This is a genomic window from Paenibacillus sp. V4I9, from assembly GCF_030817295.1.
In the GTDB taxonomy this organism is placed as follows: domain Bacteria; phylum Bacillota; class Bacilli; order Paenibacillales; family NBRC-103111; genus Paenibacillus_E.
Genome location: NZ_JAUSZE010000001.1, coordinates 2,567,753 through 2,584,739 on the forward strand (window position 1 = coordinate 2,567,753; position 16,987 = coordinate 2,584,739).

At 44.0% G+C, this 16,987-nt stretch carries 19 protein-coding genes; 15 read left to right on the plus strand and 4 right to left on the minus strand.

The genetic code is table 11. The features are described 5' to 3' along the window. The first annotated feature begins 5 nt into the window (after nucleotides 1-5). The 8 genes from QFZ81_RS11675 (at nucleotide 6) to QFZ81_RS11710 (ending at nucleotide 7,576) form a co-directional block, all read left to right on the plus strand. Complete coding sequence (locus QFZ81_RS11675) at nucleotides 6-1,100, plus strand: glycoside hydrolase family 15 protein (RefSeq protein WP_307602843.1); 1,095 nt, start codon at nucleotides 6-8, stop codon at nucleotides 1,098-1,100. A 47-nt stretch (nucleotides 1,101-1,147) separates the two neighbouring features. Then, nucleotides 1,148-1,363, plus strand: coding sequence for a DUF1540 domain-containing protein (locus QFZ81_RS11680; RefSeq protein WP_029195901.1), 216 nt, complete (start codon nucleotides 1,148-1,150; stop codon nucleotides 1,361-1,363). A 21-nt stretch (nucleotides 1,364-1,384) separates the two neighbouring features. Further along, nucleotides 1,385-1,816 carry a hypothetical protein gene (locus tag QFZ81_RS11685; protein ID WP_307602845.1) on the plus strand — a complete coding sequence of 144 codons (432 nt, stop codon included), beginning with the start codon at nucleotides 1,385-1,387 and terminating at the stop codon, nucleotides 1,814-1,816. 336 nt (nucleotides 1,817-2,152) lie between these two features. Beyond that, nucleotides 2,153-3,445: a hemolysin family protein gene (locus tag QFZ81_RS11690; protein WP_307449888.1), complete on the plus strand. Its 1,293-nt coding sequence runs from the start codon at nucleotides 2,153-2,155 to the stop codon at nucleotides 3,443-3,445. Nucleotides 3,446-3,572: 127 nt separating this feature from the next. Then, nucleotides 3,573-4,280, plus strand: a complete 708-nt coding sequence (locus QFZ81_RS11695) for a lytic transglycosylase domain-containing protein (protein WP_307444295.1) — start codon at nucleotides 3,573-3,575, stop codon at nucleotides 4,278-4,280. 163 nt (nucleotides 4,281-4,443) lie between these two features. Then, on the plus strand, nucleotides 4,444-5,622 hold the full coding sequence (locus QFZ81_RS11700) for a cysteine desulfurase family protein (RefSeq protein ID WP_307444294.1): 1,179 nt from the start codon (nucleotides 4,444-4,446) through the stop codon (nucleotides 5,620-5,622). After that, nucleotides 5,619-6,827 carry a tRNA uracil 4-sulfurtransferase ThiI gene (gene thiI, locus QFZ81_RS11705; RefSeq protein ID WP_307444292.1) on the plus strand — a complete coding sequence of 403 codons (1,209 nt, stop codon included), beginning with the start codon at nucleotides 5,619-5,621 and terminating at the stop codon, nucleotides 6,825-6,827. Before QFZ81_RS11700 ends, thiI begins: the two co-directional genes overlap by 4 nt. A gap of 68 nt (nucleotides 6,828-6,895) precedes the next feature. Continuing rightward, nucleotides 6,896-7,576: a TerC family protein gene (locus QFZ81_RS11710; protein ID WP_307444290.1), complete on the plus strand. Its 681-nt coding sequence runs from the start codon at nucleotides 6,896-6,898 to the stop codon at nucleotides 7,574-7,576. Nucleotides 7,577-7,679: 103 nt separating this feature from the next. Here the strand turns inward: QFZ81_RS11710 and QFZ81_RS11715 are convergent, their stop codons facing one another. After that, nucleotides 7,680-8,885 carry an MFS transporter gene (locus tag QFZ81_RS11715; protein ID WP_307602847.1) on the minus strand — a complete coding sequence of 402 codons (1,206 nt, stop codon included), beginning with the start codon at nucleotides 8,883-8,885 and terminating at the stop codon, nucleotides 7,680-7,682. A gap of 312 nt (nucleotides 8,886-9,197) precedes the next feature. On the opposite strand from QFZ81_RS11715, the gene QFZ81_RS11720 reads away from it, so the two are divergent. The 6 genes from QFZ81_RS11720 (at nucleotide 9,198) to QFZ81_RS11745 (ending at nucleotide 13,187) form a co-directional block, all read left to right on the plus strand. Then, entirely contained in the window at nucleotides 9,198-9,680 is a 483-nt protein-coding gene (locus QFZ81_RS11720; RefSeq protein ID WP_307444288.1) for a hypothetical protein, read from the plus strand. A 164-nt stretch (nucleotides 9,681-9,844) separates the two neighbouring features. Then, entirely contained in the window at nucleotides 9,845-11,686 is a 1,842-nt protein-coding gene (gene typA, locus QFZ81_RS11725) for a translational GTPase TypA (RefSeq protein ID WP_307444286.1), read from the plus strand. Nucleotides 11,687-11,816: 130 nt separating this feature from the next. Then, on the plus strand, nucleotides 11,817-12,092 hold the full coding sequence (locus QFZ81_RS11730; RefSeq protein ID WP_307449885.1) for a YlaH-like family protein: 276 nt from the start codon (nucleotides 11,817-11,819) through the stop codon (nucleotides 12,090-12,092). A gap of 56 nt (nucleotides 12,093-12,148) precedes the next feature. Next, on the plus strand, nucleotides 12,149-12,580 hold the full coding sequence (locus QFZ81_RS11735; protein WP_307444285.1) for a hypothetical protein: 432 nt from the start codon (nucleotides 12,149-12,151) through the stop codon (nucleotides 12,578-12,580). Nucleotide 12,581: 1 nt separating this feature from the next. Next, the gene (locus QFZ81_RS11740; RefSeq protein ID WP_307444283.1) at nucleotides 12,582-12,863 is read left to right on the plus strand and encodes a hypothetical protein; all 282 of its coding nucleotides are present in this window, start codon (nucleotides 12,582-12,584) and stop codon (nucleotides 12,861-12,863) included. 180 nt (nucleotides 12,864-13,043) lie between these two features. After that, nucleotides 13,044-13,187: a hypothetical protein gene (locus QFZ81_RS11745; protein ID WP_157036514.1), complete on the plus strand. Its 144-nt coding sequence runs from the start codon at nucleotides 13,044-13,046 to the stop codon at nucleotides 13,185-13,187. Nucleotides 13,188-13,227: 40 nt separating this feature from the next. On the opposite strand, the gene QFZ81_RS11750 is transcribed toward QFZ81_RS11745, so the two are convergent. Continuing rightward, the gene (locus QFZ81_RS11750) at nucleotides 13,228-13,773 is read right to left on the minus strand and encodes a YhcN/YlaJ family sporulation lipoprotein (protein ID WP_307602849.1); all 546 of its coding nucleotides are present in this window, start codon (nucleotides 13,771-13,773) and stop codon (nucleotides 13,228-13,230) included. Nucleotides 13,774-13,886: 113 nt separating this feature from the next. On the opposite strand from QFZ81_RS11750, the gene QFZ81_RS11755 reads away from it, so the two are divergent. Next, nucleotides 13,887-15,218 (plus strand): PhoH family protein, encoded by a 1,332-nt coding sequence (locus QFZ81_RS11755; RefSeq protein ID WP_307444278.1) that lies wholly within the window; start codon nucleotides 13,887-13,889, stop codon nucleotides 15,216-15,218. A gap of 54 nt (nucleotides 15,219-15,272) precedes the next feature. Here the strand turns inward: QFZ81_RS11755 and QFZ81_RS11760 are convergent, their stop codons facing one another. Together QFZ81_RS11760 and QFZ81_RS11765 are read right to left on the minus strand one after the other, a co-directional pair. Continuing rightward, the gene (locus tag QFZ81_RS11760) at nucleotides 15,273-15,761 is read right to left on the minus strand and encodes a hypothetical protein (RefSeq protein ID WP_307444276.1); all 489 of its coding nucleotides are present in this window, start codon (nucleotides 15,759-15,761) and stop codon (nucleotides 15,273-15,275) included. Between the two features lie 37 nt (nucleotides 15,762-15,798). Further along, on the minus strand, nucleotides 15,799-16,893 hold the full coding sequence (locus tag QFZ81_RS11765; protein ID WP_307602850.1) for a coiled-coil domain-containing protein: 1,095 nt from the start codon (nucleotides 16,891-16,893) through the stop codon (nucleotides 15,799-15,801). Between the last annotated feature and the right edge of the window lie 94 nt (nucleotides 16,894-16,987).

A 16,987-nucleotide genomic window follows, 5' to 3' on the forward strand; every position in this document is an offset into this window, starting at 1 on the left:
GGTGCATGGAGCGTAAACAATTAATCAACAGCAGTATCTCGATTATTAAGCTGAATCAGCACCCTAGCGGGGGTTATGTAGCTTCACCATTATTCCCGCCTTACTCTTACAGTTGGCTCAGAGATGGGACTTTTATCGCGAACGCGATGGATCGCTCTATGGAAACCGAAAGTGCTGAGCTTTTCTATCGCTGGGTACATCGTGTTTTGAAGGACAAGCGTCCGCGTGTGGATGCGTTAATTCGTAAACAGGAAGCCAAAGAATGGATAGACCGCTCCGAATTTTTTGGGACACGTTATCATTTAGATGGTCGTGATGATTTATCAGAGTGGGGACATTTTCAACTGGATGGTTATGGAGCGTGGCTTTGGGGCCTTACGGAACATATTCGTATCACAGGTCATTCCGGGCTCTTGAATGAATTGCGGGAGAGTATCGAGATAACAGTTGATTATTTGATGACGTTCTGGCATTTTCCGAATTTTGATTGCTGGGAAGAGTTTCCAGATTATGTTCACCCGGCAACATTAGCTTGCGTATATGGCGGTTTAAAGGCACTTGGTGAACTTGAGAATCGTACTCCATTACTTGAGAAAGCGGCGTTGATTAAAAAGTTTATAATGGATCACGCAGTTTATGAAGGGCGTTTTGTTAAATCCATCCATTGCTTGGGAGAAGTCTGGCAGCCGGCTTTAAATGGTGTGGATGCAAGTCTGTTGTGGCTTGCTGTCCCGTTCGGCGCCTGTGAGGTTAATGATCCTATTATGTTGAAGACGGTACAAGCGATTGAAGCTGACCTCAAGCATGGAGGCATCCAAAGATATGTCGATGATCGCTACTATGGGGGCGGAGAATGGCTTCTGCTAACCGCATGGTATGGATGGTACCAAGCGGAGCTTGGTAATCGTGAAGAGGCTCAGCGATGCTTAGATTGGATAATGAGTAAAGCAGATAAGCTGGGGCGATTGCCGGAACAAGTGGCTGAAAGTCTTAGAGACCCCTCATCTCACCCGGAATGGATTGCCAAATGGGGAGAGCCAGCGCTACCGCTGCTTTGGTCTCAAGCGATGTTCTTGGTGCTATCTGACAGCTTAAAATAAGCATAGTTCACCCTGACAGCGGGCAAATTGTTAAAGGGGTGATGATTATGCCGGATGTAAAATGTGCAGTTGCCAATTGCGAATACTGGGCGCAAGGCAACAACTGTAGTGCAGGAACGATTATGATTGAAGTCGATCAGCATGCTGCCGCCAATTATAATGAAGAGTTTGCAGGGGAATCATTTGATACGGATCATCAAGATGCAGCAAACAAAGTAGCTAATACTTGCTGCCACACTTTCAAAGCTAAGAATAAACATTAAGGTGCGTAACATGGAGGCAGCATGAATAAAGACGATGTCCCTCTGGATCATGCCACCAAGGAGCGGTTCCAAAAGGATCAGCTCCGCGTTGAAAGCGGATTGAACCATAAGGAAGAATACGCAGCCGAAATTATAGCACCTACCCGAAGAATCAACTATGCCGAACAGTATAAAGCCAATAAGCCAGAGAGGCTTGAAACTGACTCCGATGTGTCAGATGAAGAAGTTGCGGAATTGGTAGAGGCTGTCACGCGTAACAAAGCAGTAGGCTATGTCGCTCTGTTCGTTGCCTTGGCTTCTCTTTTTGTATGGCCTGTGTTGTTAGGTATTTCGGGTATTGTGCTTGGTGTTATTGCGTTTCTTATGGGGAATAAAAGACTAGGGTCTTGGTCAATCGCGCTAAGTTTTATTGCCGTCGCCGCCTATTTTTTGTTAGTACCCTATTATGCATGACCGATTAGAAGCAAGCCGAGCGATCGGCTTGTTTTTGTTTTTTCAATAAAAAATCGCGTAAATTCGCGTTTCAAAGGGATAAATAGCGGGTAGAGACTCATTAAGGCATCGTTTTAATGCGTATACTCCCATTTGCTCGTACTATTTGGCTACAAGAGTCATATTCGCACCTTTGAATGATTACAGTATTATTATATAATGAAAAGTGATAATTCAAATTCAAATCGAAATTAAGGGAGGTGTACCTATTCTCCTTGGTGCGGTAATCGTGCTTGATAGGGGATAGGTAAGGTATTGGAAGATCCTTTGCCCGGAACGTTAATCAGTTTTCTGTTAATGTTTGGACTGGTCATATTAAATGGTTTTTTTGTCGCAGCTGAATTCGCGATGGTCAAGGTAAGAGGTAGTCGCATTGATTCGCTTGTTGGAGAAGGCCGCCGCAATGCGAAATTTGCACAAGGAATCATGAATAATCTCGACGCCTACTTAGGTGCTTGTCAGCTTGGGATTACACTTACTTCGTTGGGACTTGGTTATGTCGGGGAACCGACGTTCGCCAAAATTCTGGAACCGTTATTCGCTCCTCTGAATTTGCCAGATTCGGTGTTCCACACGATTACCTTCATTATTGCTTTTTCCTTAATGACCACATTGCATATTACATTAGGCGAACAGTTCCCTAAGACGTATGCGATTCGTAAAGCTGAGCAAATAACTCTGCTATCTGCAGGGCCTATGGTTTTTTTCTATAAAGTGATGTATCCGTTTATATGGTTGTTGAACGGTATTTCGAACTGGATGTTACGACGTGCAGGAATCGAGCCTGCGACTGAACATGAATCGGCGCATACGGAGGATGAAATTCGTGTCCTTATGAAAGAAAGTCACAAAAACGGACTAATAGATAATACAGAGCTCACGCTTGTTGATAATATATTTGGATTTGCAGAGACGACTGCCAGGGAAATTATGATCCCAAGAACAGAAATGGAATGTTTGTATGCCGGACTTTCCTATTCTGAGAATCTTGCGAGTGCCATTAAAGAAATGCGCACGCGCTACCCGGTATGTGATCCGGACAAAGACAATATTATTGGCTTCGTCCACATTAAGGATTTACTCAAACCGGATGCGAACCTGAAAGGGATCAAGAAAATTATCCGACCGATAACGACGGTTCCGGATTCGATTCTTATCAGTGATTTGTTGAAAATGATGCAGAAAAGAAAAAGCCAGATGGCACTGCTCATTGATGAGTACGGTGGAACATCAGGTCTTGTGACACTGGAAGACATTATGGAAGAAATTGTTGGAGAAATTCAAGATGAATTCGATGAAGAACGTCCTACGATCGAAATCAAGGATGAAAACACCTTTTCTATTGATGGATTGCTGCTAATTGATGAAGTGAATGAGTATTTCGGACTTGAAATTGAGTCGGATGATTATGATACAATCGGAGGATGGATTTACTCGAAAACTGAGATACCGCCAAGCAAGAACCAGCAAGTAAGTTACAACGATGAGTTTTTATTTATTGTTGAAGAGACCGATCATCTACGAATTTCTCGTGTCATGGTACGAAAATTGTCGGATGAGAATGAGCTACTGCAGCAAAACATTTCTTAAGATGGAAGAGAGACTGTCAATTGACGGCCTCTTTTTTTGTGACTCTATATAAATTGGGGATGGTCGTCAGGGCACAAAACGTGTACAATAAAGACAACGATGAATGGATAGAAACGAGGTCTGACGGATGAACAGCACGAACAGCATTGATCCTAGAGTAATGAAAGAATTGCTCCAGCTTCAGTTGATGGGTAAAATGAGTTTGCTATCCGGTGAAACCGCGGCATCAAGTACGGATGATTCAAGCGATTTTAGTGCGCTGCTTGACACGCTTATGGGACAATCTGGTGGAACTGGCGTTACAAGCCAAGATACTGTATCTTCCATGCTAGATAACACGACAAACAGTATGCCAAGTTCTTTGGGGGCTTTAAATAGAGCGTATACACCGCTACAATCGGTGAGTAAAGCATCCTCAGTCTCACAGTTTGACGGTTTAATCCAAGAGGCAAGTCATAAATACGGTGTGGATACCTCGCTAGTCAAGGCGGTTATTCAGCAAGAATCAGAATTCAATCACCAGGCTGTATCACCGGCAGGTGCCAAAGGTTTAATGCAGCTTATGGATGGGACAGGCAGCGGCTTCGGTGTAACGAACCCATTTGATCCTAAGCAAAATGTGGATGCGGGTACTCATTTCCTTAGCAACTTAATTAAGAAGTACAACGGAAATGAAGGGGTTGCTCTTGCAGCTTACAATGCCGGGCCTGGACGTGTTGACCGATTAGGCATTAAGACCGATCAGGATCTGGCTAACAAACTCCATTTACTGCCAAGGGAAACGCAAGGCTACATATCTAAAGTGATGGGTCACAGGCAGAATTTTTCGTTATAATCATTAGCTAACTAGCTGATTTTCGCATGTTTATGCGGAGGTCGGCTTTTTGTGTTACCAAGGGAATGCTTGAGTTATGCCCTATTTTAGGCTTTAATGATGAAAGGAATTTAAATTGATTGTGCGCGGCAGGAAGAGCGTGAAAAAGGGGAATCAGCAATAAATGCTTTATTTGGACTACGCGGCGACAACGCCAATTTATGAAGAAGTCATTGATACGATAGCCGAAGTAATGAAGGAACATTATGGAAATCCATCTTCGATTCATCGATTAGGTATACAAGCGGAGAAGCTTCTATACAGCTCCAAAGAGGTGATTGCAGGAGCATTAGGTGTGCTGCCTGCTGAAATTATATGCACGTCCGGCGGGACGGAAAGTAATAATTTGGCAATTAAAGGTGCCGTTTACAGCTATCAAAACCGCGGAAAGCATCTCATTACTACGCAAATCGAACACTCCTCGGTGAAGGAAGTTTTTCTCGAACTGGAGCGTGAGGGTTTTCGAGTTACTTATTTACCTGTGAATAGCAAGGGGTGTGTTGAGCTAGAGACTCTTCAAGCAGCGATAGCAGAAGATACCATCCTTGTTAGTGTGATGTATGTTAATAATGAAGTAGGTACGATTCAGCCTATCCAAGAAATCGCCAGATGGTTAGCTCAATATCCAAAGGTGTTATTTCATGTTGATGCCGTTCAAGGCATTGCAAAGCTTCCCTTTCACCCTAAAGAGTGGGGCGTTGACTTATGCAGTGCATCTGCCCATAAATTCAGAGGTCCTAAGGGAGTTGGGTTTCTGTATCGCAGAGAGGGTGTGCAGCTCAAGCCGCTGCTTGTAGGGGGCGGTCAAGAATATGGCATTCGCTCCGGTACGGAGAATGTGCCGCTCATAGTAGGAATGGCCAAAGCGCTTCGACTTTCCGTAGACAACCTTACAGTCAAAACAGAGCATAAGTATCGTTTAAGACGCATGATTGTAGAGGGTATCTCATCGATCCCTGAGCTTACCCTTACAGGATCCGAGCAGGAAGAGGAAATGGCACCCCATATTGTTCATTTTGCCTTCGTGGGAATGAAGGCTGAGGTTGTCGTTCATGCACTCGAGCAGCGGCAAATATACATTTCTACGAAATCAGCCTGTGCTTCAGAGGAATCAGATCCAAGCACGGTGATGCTTGCATTAGGCTGTAGTCGAGAGCGAGCAGTTAGCGGATTAAGAGTTAGCTTCTCTGACGAACATCAAGATAAAGAGATAGCGTTATTCATTGCCGCATTGCGGGAGGTCGTGAAGGAACTTGCACCCATGCTCGGCAAACCGTCAGTCAGAAGGGAGAAGCGAAGATGAAACCGGATTGTTTAATTTTGCGTTTTGGCGAGATGATGCTCAAAGGAAAAAATCGTAAGCGTTTTGAGAGAAGCGTCATGACTCAAATTCGTAAAGTTTTAGGCTCATTTCCTGATTTAAGGTATATTCCCGAGTTTGGACGCGTATATGTGGAGCTAGGGGGAGCAGCTTATGAAGAAGCTTCAGCAGCTTTGCAGCGCGTTTTTGGACTTGCGTCGTTTAGTCCTGCCTATCATGCTCCTATGGAGGTTGAAGCCATTCAAGAGATGGCGCTGCGTATGATGCAGGCATTGCCTAAACAACCAGCAACCTTTAAAGTGACCGTTCGCAGAGTGAACAAATCATTTCCACTTGATTCACAGCGAATGAATTATTTGGTTGGAGGCTATGTGCTCCAAGCATCACCGGGTCTTCAGGTGGATGTTCATAATCCTGAGGTTGAGCTGCGGGTGGAGATACGCGAAGAGCAAGTACTCATGTATGTAGAGGTTATTGAGGGGGCAGGAGGATTCCCGTCAGGAACGAGTGGAAAAGCGCTGTTGATGCTATCTGGGGGAATTGATAGTCCGGTTGCCGGTTGGTTAGCGATGCGAAAGGGACTTTCCATCGAGGCCATTCACTTTCATAGTTATCCTTACACCAGCGAGCGTGCGAAGGATAAAGTAATTGAACTGGCACACCAGCTGTCTGCTTATACGGATTCCTTGAAGCTTCATTTGGTTCCATTCACGGATGTACAGACATCTATCCACCGTGAGTATCAAGATAATTTATTAGTAACGCTTATACGAAGAGCGATGTATCGCATTGCCGAACAAATGGCAGATCGAGAAGGTCTAAGTGCGTTAGTGACCGGTGAAAGCTTAGGTCAGGTGGCTAGTCAAACGCTGCCAAGCCTAAACGTCATAGGGCGCGTTGTAACACTGCCGCTTTTACAGCCGCTCATGATGATGGACAAGCAAGAGATTATTCGAATAGCCGAATCTATTGGTACTTTCCCTATCTCGATTTTGCCTTATGAGGATTGCTGTTCCTTATTTCTTCCTCCATCCCCAAGTACCAATCCTAACCTGCGTATGGTTGAGAAAATCGAGAACAGTATGGACTTCTTACCCGAATTAATTGAGAAAGCTGTCTTACAAACAGAAACCATTGAAATTGTTCATGGACAAATGAAGAAGGTGTCGGACTCCCACTTATTCTAACTACTATTCGCCGCTAAGATCGCAGACATCGTCACCTGCTTGCCATGCATCTTGGGAGGTTATAAAGCATGATTGATGCGCTCATTTTGTTTTTACAAATTATGTTGATCAATATTGTGCTTAGCGGTGATAATGCCGTTGTCATTGCATTGGCGAGCAAAAATTTGCCGCTTGAACAGCGTAAGCTTGCCATATGGTGGGGAGCTTTCGGGGCTATTGCCTTGCGGTTGATCCTGACTTTAGTTGCTGTAAGTCTGCTCGATATCCCCTATATTCAAGCTGGGGGATCCCTTCTGCTGTTCTGGATTGCAATAAAGCTGCTTACAGATGATGACAGTCATGCAAATGTGAAAGAAGCCTCTACGCTTGGTAAAGCGATATGGACGATTGTAGTAGCGGATTTTGTTATGAGTTTGGATAATGTGCTTGCGATTGCAGCTAAAGGGAATGGGAACAATACCGTAATCATACTAGGGATAGGGCTCAGTATTCCCATCATTATTTGGGGGAGTTCGCTAGTGATGGATCTGCTACAGAAATTTCCAATTCTCGTATTTATGGGTGCAGGCATTCTCGGATATACAGCAGGGGAAATGTTTGTTAAAGATGAGAAAATGATTGATTGGCTGCTGCATGATTATGAAATGCTGCATGTATGGATCCCTATTGTAGCGGCTTCTCTTGTTATTACGATCGGCTTAACCGTCAAATGGGTGCGATTGCTGCAATTCAAAGCAAAAAATGAATAGATGATTTGGAAAACCGCCAAGCTGAAGCAATCAGCTAGCGGTTTGTTTTTTTATTAAGAATTGAAACTTTTCACCAATTGTTCGATTAAGTAAGGTATGCAAGTTAGTGCTGTGCCATCTGAATGCCTCGCCGAGCTTGCCAAAAGCACCATCCATAAATAAGGATGAAAACCAGAATAAGCACGGTCGAGTAACGGTACATCAACGCATAACTCCCGCTTATGTTAGCGAGAGCTCCCAAAACCATCGCGCCTAACCCAATGCCAAGATCATTGGCCGAGAAGAAGGTTCCGTTGGCTGCACCGCGGCGATTCGGAGCAGCGCGTGCAATGGTCCAAGCCTGCAGTGCCGGCTGCAAGGATCCGAAACCTATGCCATAGCATATCGCTGCTCCGGCCAAGCTAGCTTCTGAGTGAGCATAAGAAAGCAGCAGGAGTCCTGCTAGGGTAAAGAGAGCGCCGGGCAGGAGCACCCATTCGGGTCCTTTTCGATCAAACAGCATACCCGTTATAGGTCTAACAATTAGCACCATGGAGGCATTGCATAGGAAGAACCAACCGACATTCGAAATGCCGGCTTCGTGGCCGAACAGCGTAATAAAGGTCACAATTCCGCCATAACAAATTGCTGTGCATAGCAATAAACCGGAGGGAAGCATCGCGGTCCGTTCCCATAAACGATCCATAAGCTTCGGCCTTTGAGCCGACTTTTCTATAGGCATCGGTTTGGAATAGGTGATAAAAAGAGAACTAAATAAGGAAAGTAATGCTAATAATGTTGATATTAAAAGTACGCGGGGGAAGCCATAGGTTTGCATCAACCACAGGCCTGTAAGTGGTGCAAGTGCCATAGCGAACGTGTTGGACAACCCGTAATAACCCATACCTTCTCCACGCCGCTCAGATGGAATGATATCGGCTATAACAGTGCCTAAGGAAGTTGTGGACATCCCCCAACCGATCCCATGAACAAAGCGCGCAGCAAGAATTAGCGTGACTGCAGCCATATAGGAGTAGCCAGCAATGGTTAGCGCACAGAGTGCGAGTCCAACCAGAAGCACATGTTTTCTTCCAAACAAATCAAGCGCTCGCCCAGCAAAAGGGCGGGTAAGCAGGGAAGAAATGGTGAAAATGCCAATGACGAGACCGACTTGAACATCATTTCCGCCTAATTGCGACACATGTGTAGGTATCGTTGGTATGAGCATTTGAAAACTAAAGAAAAGCAGTAAGTTGGATAGTGATGTAATCAGAAAAGCTTTGGTCCAAAGCGGTTTTCTCTTCTTTTTATCTACAAATAACGTTTCCATTTTACCTCCCATGTTGTCCATACGCAAACCTGTTTGACAGGGGAAAATTGTACGCATAGTAGTATGCCCATGCTAAGGAATTTGAACGCAAGATAAAGCTAGCTCCTTCGTTCTTGGAAAGGTGAGTGTTTAAGCAATTCGCATCGTTTTATAGTGCGCCTCCGGACAGCATGAGCCGTTTGCTCGAAGCCAAACGGCGAGGCCGCGAATAGCGCCAAACACCTAGCAATTTCTCGCCAGGTACGATAAACTATTTGTTGAAGGGTGTCGAAGTCGATCCCTTAGTGACAAGTGAATTAGGAGGGGATTTGAATGGCTAGAAATAGCTACTCCATTGGTATCCTGTTAATCGGCCTGGCCGCCCTATTGCTTCTTGGAAAATTAGGTTTTTTCCATGTTCTTCTTTCGTTCTTCTGGCCGCTAGTTCTACTCATTCCTGGGCTGCTGTTCCACGTATTCTTTTTTAATCGATCACTGCCCGCAGGCGTTCTTGTACCTGGAGGCATTTTATCGACTTATGCATTAATGTTCTTTTACTGCAATATATTTGGTTGGGGGTCAATGAGCTATTTGTGGCCGGGATTCATTCTTGGTGTAGCTATTGGATTGTATGAGATGCACTTGTTCGATCGTGGAAGTGATCGCGGTGTTTTGATTGGTGCTATGGTGCTGGGAATTATTTCAGCTGTATTTTTCGGGTTAACTCTACTTATTCATTTAGGGATCTATGTAATCGCTTTGATCCTTGTGGTAGCTGGACTTGTCATGATTTTCCGTAAGCGAAATGTGTGGTAATTTCAGGCATTTACTTGTAAAAGTTTTATGTAGAGCCGCATTTACCTTGCATAATGTCGAGAAACTGCGTATAATAAGTGTAAATGTCAAGCGTCGGCGCTTTCGTCCGACGCTTGTTTTATGAACAGAGACGAAAATTATAGGGTAGAGAGGGTTTGACATTCATGCACGCAAGAGACAAAATTCGCAATATTGCAATTATCGCACACGTTGACCACGGTAAAACGACACTCGTAGATAAATTACTTCAACAATCCGGAACATTCCGCGAGAACGAGGCTATTCAAGAGAGAGCGATGGACTCCAACGATCTCGAGAGAGAACGTGGTATTACCATTCTTGCAAAAAATACAGCAATTAATTATAAAGACTACCTGATTAACATTGTGGATACACCTGGACATGCCGATTTCGGTGGTGAAGTAGAGCGTATCATGAAAATGGTAGACGGTGTTTTGCTGGTTGTTGATGCTTTTGAAGGCACCATGCCGCAAACGAAATTCGTTCTGCGTAAAGCATTAGAAAGCAACCTTTCTCCGGTTGTTGTTGTTAACAAAATTGACCGTCCGAACGCGCGTCCTCAAGAAGTTGTGGACGAAGTTCTTGATCTTTTCATTGAACTAGGTGCTACAGATGAGCAGCTTGATTTCCACGTTGTATATGCTTCTGCATTACAAGGTACATCAAGTCTTGATCCTGAGAAACAAGATGACAACATGGAAGCTATTTATGAGACGATTGTTAGTCACATTCCAGCTCCAACAGAAGATGTTGATCAACCGCTTCAGTTCCTTGTTACATTGATGGATTACAATGAGTACCTGGGTCGTATCGGCGTAGGCCGTGTGAACCGTGGTAAAATTCGTCAAGGCCAGACCGTTGCTGTTATGACGCGTGAAGGCGGTCAGAAGCAAGCTAGAATCGAGAAACTTTTTGGTTTCACAGGCTTGAAGCGTATTGAGATCGAAGAAGCGGCTGCAGGGGACATTATTGCCATTGCAGGGATCAAAGATATCAATATTGGTGAAACGGTAGCAGATCCTGCGAATCCGGAAGCATTGCCAGTCTTGAAAATTGATGAGCCAACGCTGCAAATGACTTTTATCGTAAATAACTCACCATTCGCAGGGCGCGAAGGGAAATGGGTAACTTCCCGTAAAATTCGCGAGCGTCTTTACAAAGAACTTGAAACAGACGTAAGCTTGCGCGTTGAAGATACGGATAGCCCGGATGCTTTCGTTGTATCTGGCCGCGGTGAGCTTCACTTAGGTATTTTGATTGAAAACATGCGCCGTGAAGGCTTTGAATTGCAAGTTTCCAAACCAGAGGTTATCATTCGTCAAATCGACGGTCAAAAAATGGAGCCGATTGAGCGTTTAATCATCGACGTTCCAGAAGATAGCATGGGTTCCGTTATGGAGAGCTTAGGTTCCCGTAAAGCCGAGATGGTCAACATGATCAACAACGGCAGCGGCAACGTTCGTCTTGAGTTCTTAATCCCTGCACGTGGTTTGATCGGTTACAGAACGAACTTCTTAACGTTAACTCGCGGTTACGGTATTATGAACCATGCTTTTGACAGCTATGGTCCATACCAAGGAGCTGGTGTTGGCGGACGTCATGAAGGCGTACTTGTTTCCAGCGAATCTGGCGTATCTACCTTATACGGAATCCTTTCCGTTGAAGATCGCGGTATCTTGTTCGTTCATCCACAAACGGAAGTTTACGAAGGCATGGTCGTTGGTGAGCATACGCGCGACAATGATATCATCGTTAACATTTGTAAGGAAAAAGCGGTAAACAACATCCGTTCCGCAAACAAAGAAGAAACTGTAAAAATGAAAACTCCTCGTATGTACTCTTTGGAGCAAGCGCTTGAGTATTTGAACGATGATGAATATTGTGAAATCACACCGAAATCCGTTCGTATTCGCAAAAAGATTTTGAACAAAAGCGAGCGCGAGCGTGCTGAGAAACACCGCAAAACAGCTGAAGCTAACGTGTAATTCACAAAGTGTTCTAAATATGGGAAATGTGGGCTGCAATGCCGCATTTCCCTTTATTTATTTGTAATTTTGAGGGATAATGATAATTGACTTTACTTTTTGAATGAATGGAGTGTATGTTTTGACTGCCTTGAACGAGTGGTTTGGAAATCACCTGTACATCACTTATCTGTTAATATTTATATTTATGTCTTATGTGTATAACAAAGTTTTCAAAACGCGTAAATTGCCGGTTCTCAAGACAGCTATCATCTATGTGCTGCTGGCCATTGGATCGGTTATGCTGCTTGTTTTTCAAATTGTAGGACTACCTATCGTGCTCTGCCTGGCTGTTGCCATATCGTTAATGTTTCTGGTTCGTATTCGTTATTTCATCGAGAAAAGAAGCGGCAATAAACCAACTTAATAAGGATTATGCTTACGATGTTAGTTTTGCTAAAGCAAAACTCTAAGGAGGAGCGAATGACTCGATACTGGTTAACTCCGATTGTGGGCTATTCTCCTTTGGTGTTGGGGGCTGATCGCTTGGACTGCTCTCCGCTCACAAAGCTGGAAGCTTTCCGTGAATTGGCGAATGGGAGACACCCCAGATTGCTATCTATGTTTAAGGCTAGTCTGCTGTTAAGTGACGATGAAGAGATATGTGGTTCAGAGCTCGTAGAACTTGATTTATCGCATTCTGAGACCATTGTGTTTGATGGTGACCCTTATCATTTATCGCATTGTGCAGAAGCCTTCCTAGATCGTCTCCTGAAGCGAGAGGAAGCTTGGGACTTCGTCTCATCGTTGGATGACAGCGCTTTAGATGTCCAGCAAATCATTTGGAAAAATCAATGGCTTCGTTGGCTGGAATTAGGCTGCGATGTTATTTTACTTAGAGAGGACGGGCGTTAAAATGAAACTGCAAGACGCCTTTTTTAATTGGCTGCAAATGCATATAGTAAGTCAAGCAAGACCGGATGACGAAGCGGCGAAAGAAACGCTTGATTTTTTTGCTCTTATATTGCGTGAAGATCATGGGGTCACTCATATGGAAATTGTGGACGAATCGGATCCGATGAAAATTCACATCGCCTATGAACAAGAAAGTATCAAGAGTAAACAAAGTTTTGATCGTGAATCGGCGGAAAAGCTGCTTGATGATATTAATTCGAATCCAATTTACAATAATCAATAGACGTTCATGGTTGACGACATAACTTTTTTAAACCGACGTACACTAAGGTATATCTGGCTGAAAAAGGAGTGTTCGCATGATCTGAAAATAGATACATAAAGGTGGAACGCTTGCCACCGGCTATGCTATACTGTAAGTGTAAGGAGCGTTTTCAACCACCTAGTAGGAGGCGCAAACGATATGGCTGAACACAATACAGCTTTACCGAAGCAATGGATTGATCGCGCCCAAATGATGACCGAGCCTGAATATGAGAAAACTTGTGTAAGCCGAGTAACTGTGAATCCAGCCGGCCGAGTTTTTGATGTGATAAAAAAAGCCTAGATCTGCGTATGCAGTCAGGCTTTTTGTTATCTTCGGTGGATTAAGGGTTCGGAATTTCCGACTGATTCGTACCGTTAGGTCCTGTATTGTTTGGCATATTGCGAATATCGCGCGGCAGCTGAGGCATTACACGGCCCATGATGTCTGCCATTTGTTCTGCGAAACCAGTAATGGGTCTTCCTGCTCGAATGTTATCCCGAATGTTGCGCAAGCGTTGGTCTAAGTCCAAATCTGCGGTAACAATGGCATTAACTCCGTATGGATCTTTCTTGAGCGCTTCAGCTACCGAGTACTTGACGGTGCCGACTTTGGCTCGATCCAAATCTTTCTTAATGTTGATGCCGACAACGGCGGTATCACCGAAGACGACGCAGTGCGCGCTTTCAACCTGAGGGATACTGGTGGCTAAGTTTTCCAAACGTTCTACAACTGCTTTAGAATCTTTTATCTCGAGCTTTTGTGGGGCGATTTGTTGAACTTTTACTTGATTTTGATTCGGATTTTGAGAGGGGGCACCACTTTTCGGCGCTTGACTACAGCCAACCGCGAGGGTCAGTATAACTATAACTACGCACAATAGTCTCACTTGAATCGTTCCTTTCTTTCCTGAATCTCGCGTTTAGTTTGTCCGGCACAGCTAGGTTGTATGTATTTCATATAACCAATGATCTAACGCCAAATCTGGGAGGGGACACACCAATGAAAAAAATTTACGTGTTGGATACCAATGTTCTGCTTCAGGACCCTAATGCTTTATTCGCGTTCGAAGATAATGAAGTAGTCATACCCGCCGTGGTGTTGGAGGAAATCGATTCTAAGAAACGAAATGCGGACGAAATAGGCCGTAATGCGAGACATGTATCGAGATTGCTGGATGGACTAAGAACCAAAGGAAATTTGTCCGATGGCATCACACTCGAACGTGGCGGCAGCATTAAAGTGGAACTCAACCACCGCAGCTTCGCAAAGCTGCAGGATACATTTGCGGAATTAACGAATGATAACCGAATTCTCGCTGTCGCGCTCAACTATCATCTAGAAGAGCAGGATAATGAATTTCCGAGACCTGTCGTTATCGTGAGTAAAGATACATTAGTTCGTATTAAAGCGGATGTCCTCGGTATACCTGCACAGGATTATTTAACAGATCGCATAGTTGCACAAACGGATATGTACACGGGATATATAACGTTGTACGTACATCCTTCTATCATTGATGAGTTTTATTCATATCGTTTCTTGACTGTGACATCGCTTAATTTGGGCTATATGCTGCATCCTCACGAATTTGTCATTTTGCGGGATGAGCTGGGTTCTTCCAAATCAGCTTTATTGAAAGTGACGCCCGATGCCAAAAAGCTGGAGCCGCTCTACATGAGTAACGATCCCATTTGGGGGATTGCCGCGCGTAACGCGCAGCAACGAATGGCTCTTGAGCTCCTGCTCAATGACGACATCCCGCTCGTCACCCTGACTGGGAAAGCGGGTACAGGTAAAACGCTGCTTACATTAGCTGCGGGCCTAATGAAGATTGAGGATGATCGTAAATATAAAAAATTGCTAATTGCTCGACCTGTTGTTCCAATGGGCAAGGATATTGGTTATCTGCCTGGTGAAAAAGATGAAAAGCTGCGTCCCTGGATGCAGCCGATCTATGATAATTTGGAATATTTATTCGATACCAAAAAACCGGGCGACATTGAAAAAATACTAGCGGGTCTCGGTAGTATTCAAGTGGAAGCTCTGACGTACATTCGAGGACGCTCGATTCCTGGCCAATTCATCATTATTGATGAGGCGCAGAACTTATCCAAGCACGAAGTGAAAACGATCGTTTCCCGCGTGGGAGAGGGCAGTAAAATAGTTCTTCTAGGTGATCCAGACCAAATCGACCATCCATATCTCGATGCCTCGAGTAATGGATTAACTTATGTGGTTGAACGATTCAAGCAGGAAGGTATTAGTGGGCATATCACTCTTGAGCGTGGTGAACGCTCGCATCTAGCGCAATTAGCAGCCGATCTGCTCTGAAAATTCAAAAAGCCCACACCCCTGATTATGGGGATGTGGGCTTCTTTGCCTGTTCTAAGGCAGCATCTCGATGCGGCATCGATAAGCTTTGGCAATACCCTGCATGAGCTCTTCGAGCTGCCGATCTACGACGTACACAGTGTGATCCTGAACCTGGTACTGAGCAAGGAGGTGCTCTTCGATCTGAAGGGCAGCTTGGTCGATTTCAGCTTGTGGGCTATCTGCGGTAAATCGGAATTGTACGACAAGCTTATCGTATAAATAATTGTGTTCTGCACGGCTTGTAAAGCCATAATCGCTGAATAGATCAGTCAGTTCAGCGTCATCCGGCAGCAGCCGAAGCTGCATCAGGTTCGTCTCAATATTGAAATGAGCCATAACACCGAGCGCGGCAAGCTGTTGTTCTTCATTGCTGACAATAAGCATTTCTTTATCGCGATCAAATAAATCAACCTTGCCTGCAAGAGCTTTAACAATTTGTGCGTAAAATCCAGGTATTTTTCCTTCGGGCAAATCCATCATCAGACCAATTTTCGGTTCCATTCGTAGTCCTCACTTTACTTCATTATCCTCTGCTACTTTACAGGGATAATTTGAGTTTTACAACTGCGATGCCATTCTTCGTCTCTACACTAACGACATCGAGATAATTGACAATTTTTTTCGGGATGAAGCCAAGTTGGAATTCTTTCATAAAGTCTTCAATTGTGGTATCAGGCAGTTGGAAGCCATTGAATTCAAGTTTATCCACAACAAAGCGGACTTCATTCATATCGGGATGTTCCTTCAACAAAAACATTCCTTCCAACACGATTTGTACCTGATCTTTTTTACCTTTTGCAATGATCGACCCATCGGCAAATTCAAAATTCAAATTCTGTAAAAGTTCATTTTTTGAATGAAGATAAGCATTGAAATCCGTATCACTAATCGTTATGACCGGATTTTTGATGGAAGATAAGTCCATGAATTTATTTTCTGTCGTTACATACTGTGGCAGCTCTCTGAAAGCCGATGATAAACTATTCAAGTACTCGCGGAATAAAGGGATGCCTTCTTGTTTCCATTGGTCATTTAAGCTTTTTATTTGGGCTTCTATGACTTGTGCTTGTGCACTGACGGCTAGTTGTTTGTCCAGCTCTTCTTGAAGCTTTACGAGTCTCTCACGCTGTGTGAGGAATTTCTCCTTCGTTTTCTGGAGCTCGACACGAGAAGAATCAAGTTCGGTTCGCAGGCTTTTCAATTTCTTAAACGATTCGGTGAAAGCTGATAAAGCGCGATGATCATTACTAATAATCATTTGCAGATACTCGAACATTCGCAATGCATCCGTAAAGGAACTAACGGTAAACAGCAGCATCCAGATCGAATCTCGATCTCCTGTATAATAAGCTCTCAACACTTTTCCGGCATGTTTACGGGTGTTTTCAACATTGCTGTTCTGCTTGATGATATCTTGTTCATTTTGTTTGATTTGGGTAACGATGCTTGCATCTTGTTCATTTAATCGGCCCACTTCTTTGTCAATTTCGAAAATGGTAAGCCCTTTTTGGACGAGATCCTTGGCTTCGTCTTGTGTAGGGGTCTTTTCTTCGGCTGATATTGTATGAAGTGGTAGTGTTACTTGAGTGAGCAATAGAATGGACAACATTATAGCTACGAATTTATATGTCATTGAACGAATTCTCCCCCTAAGAACAGATTATCATATTTCTATTAAATGAAGCACAAAAAAATACTTACCTCTGGGGAAGAGATAAGTATTTTGC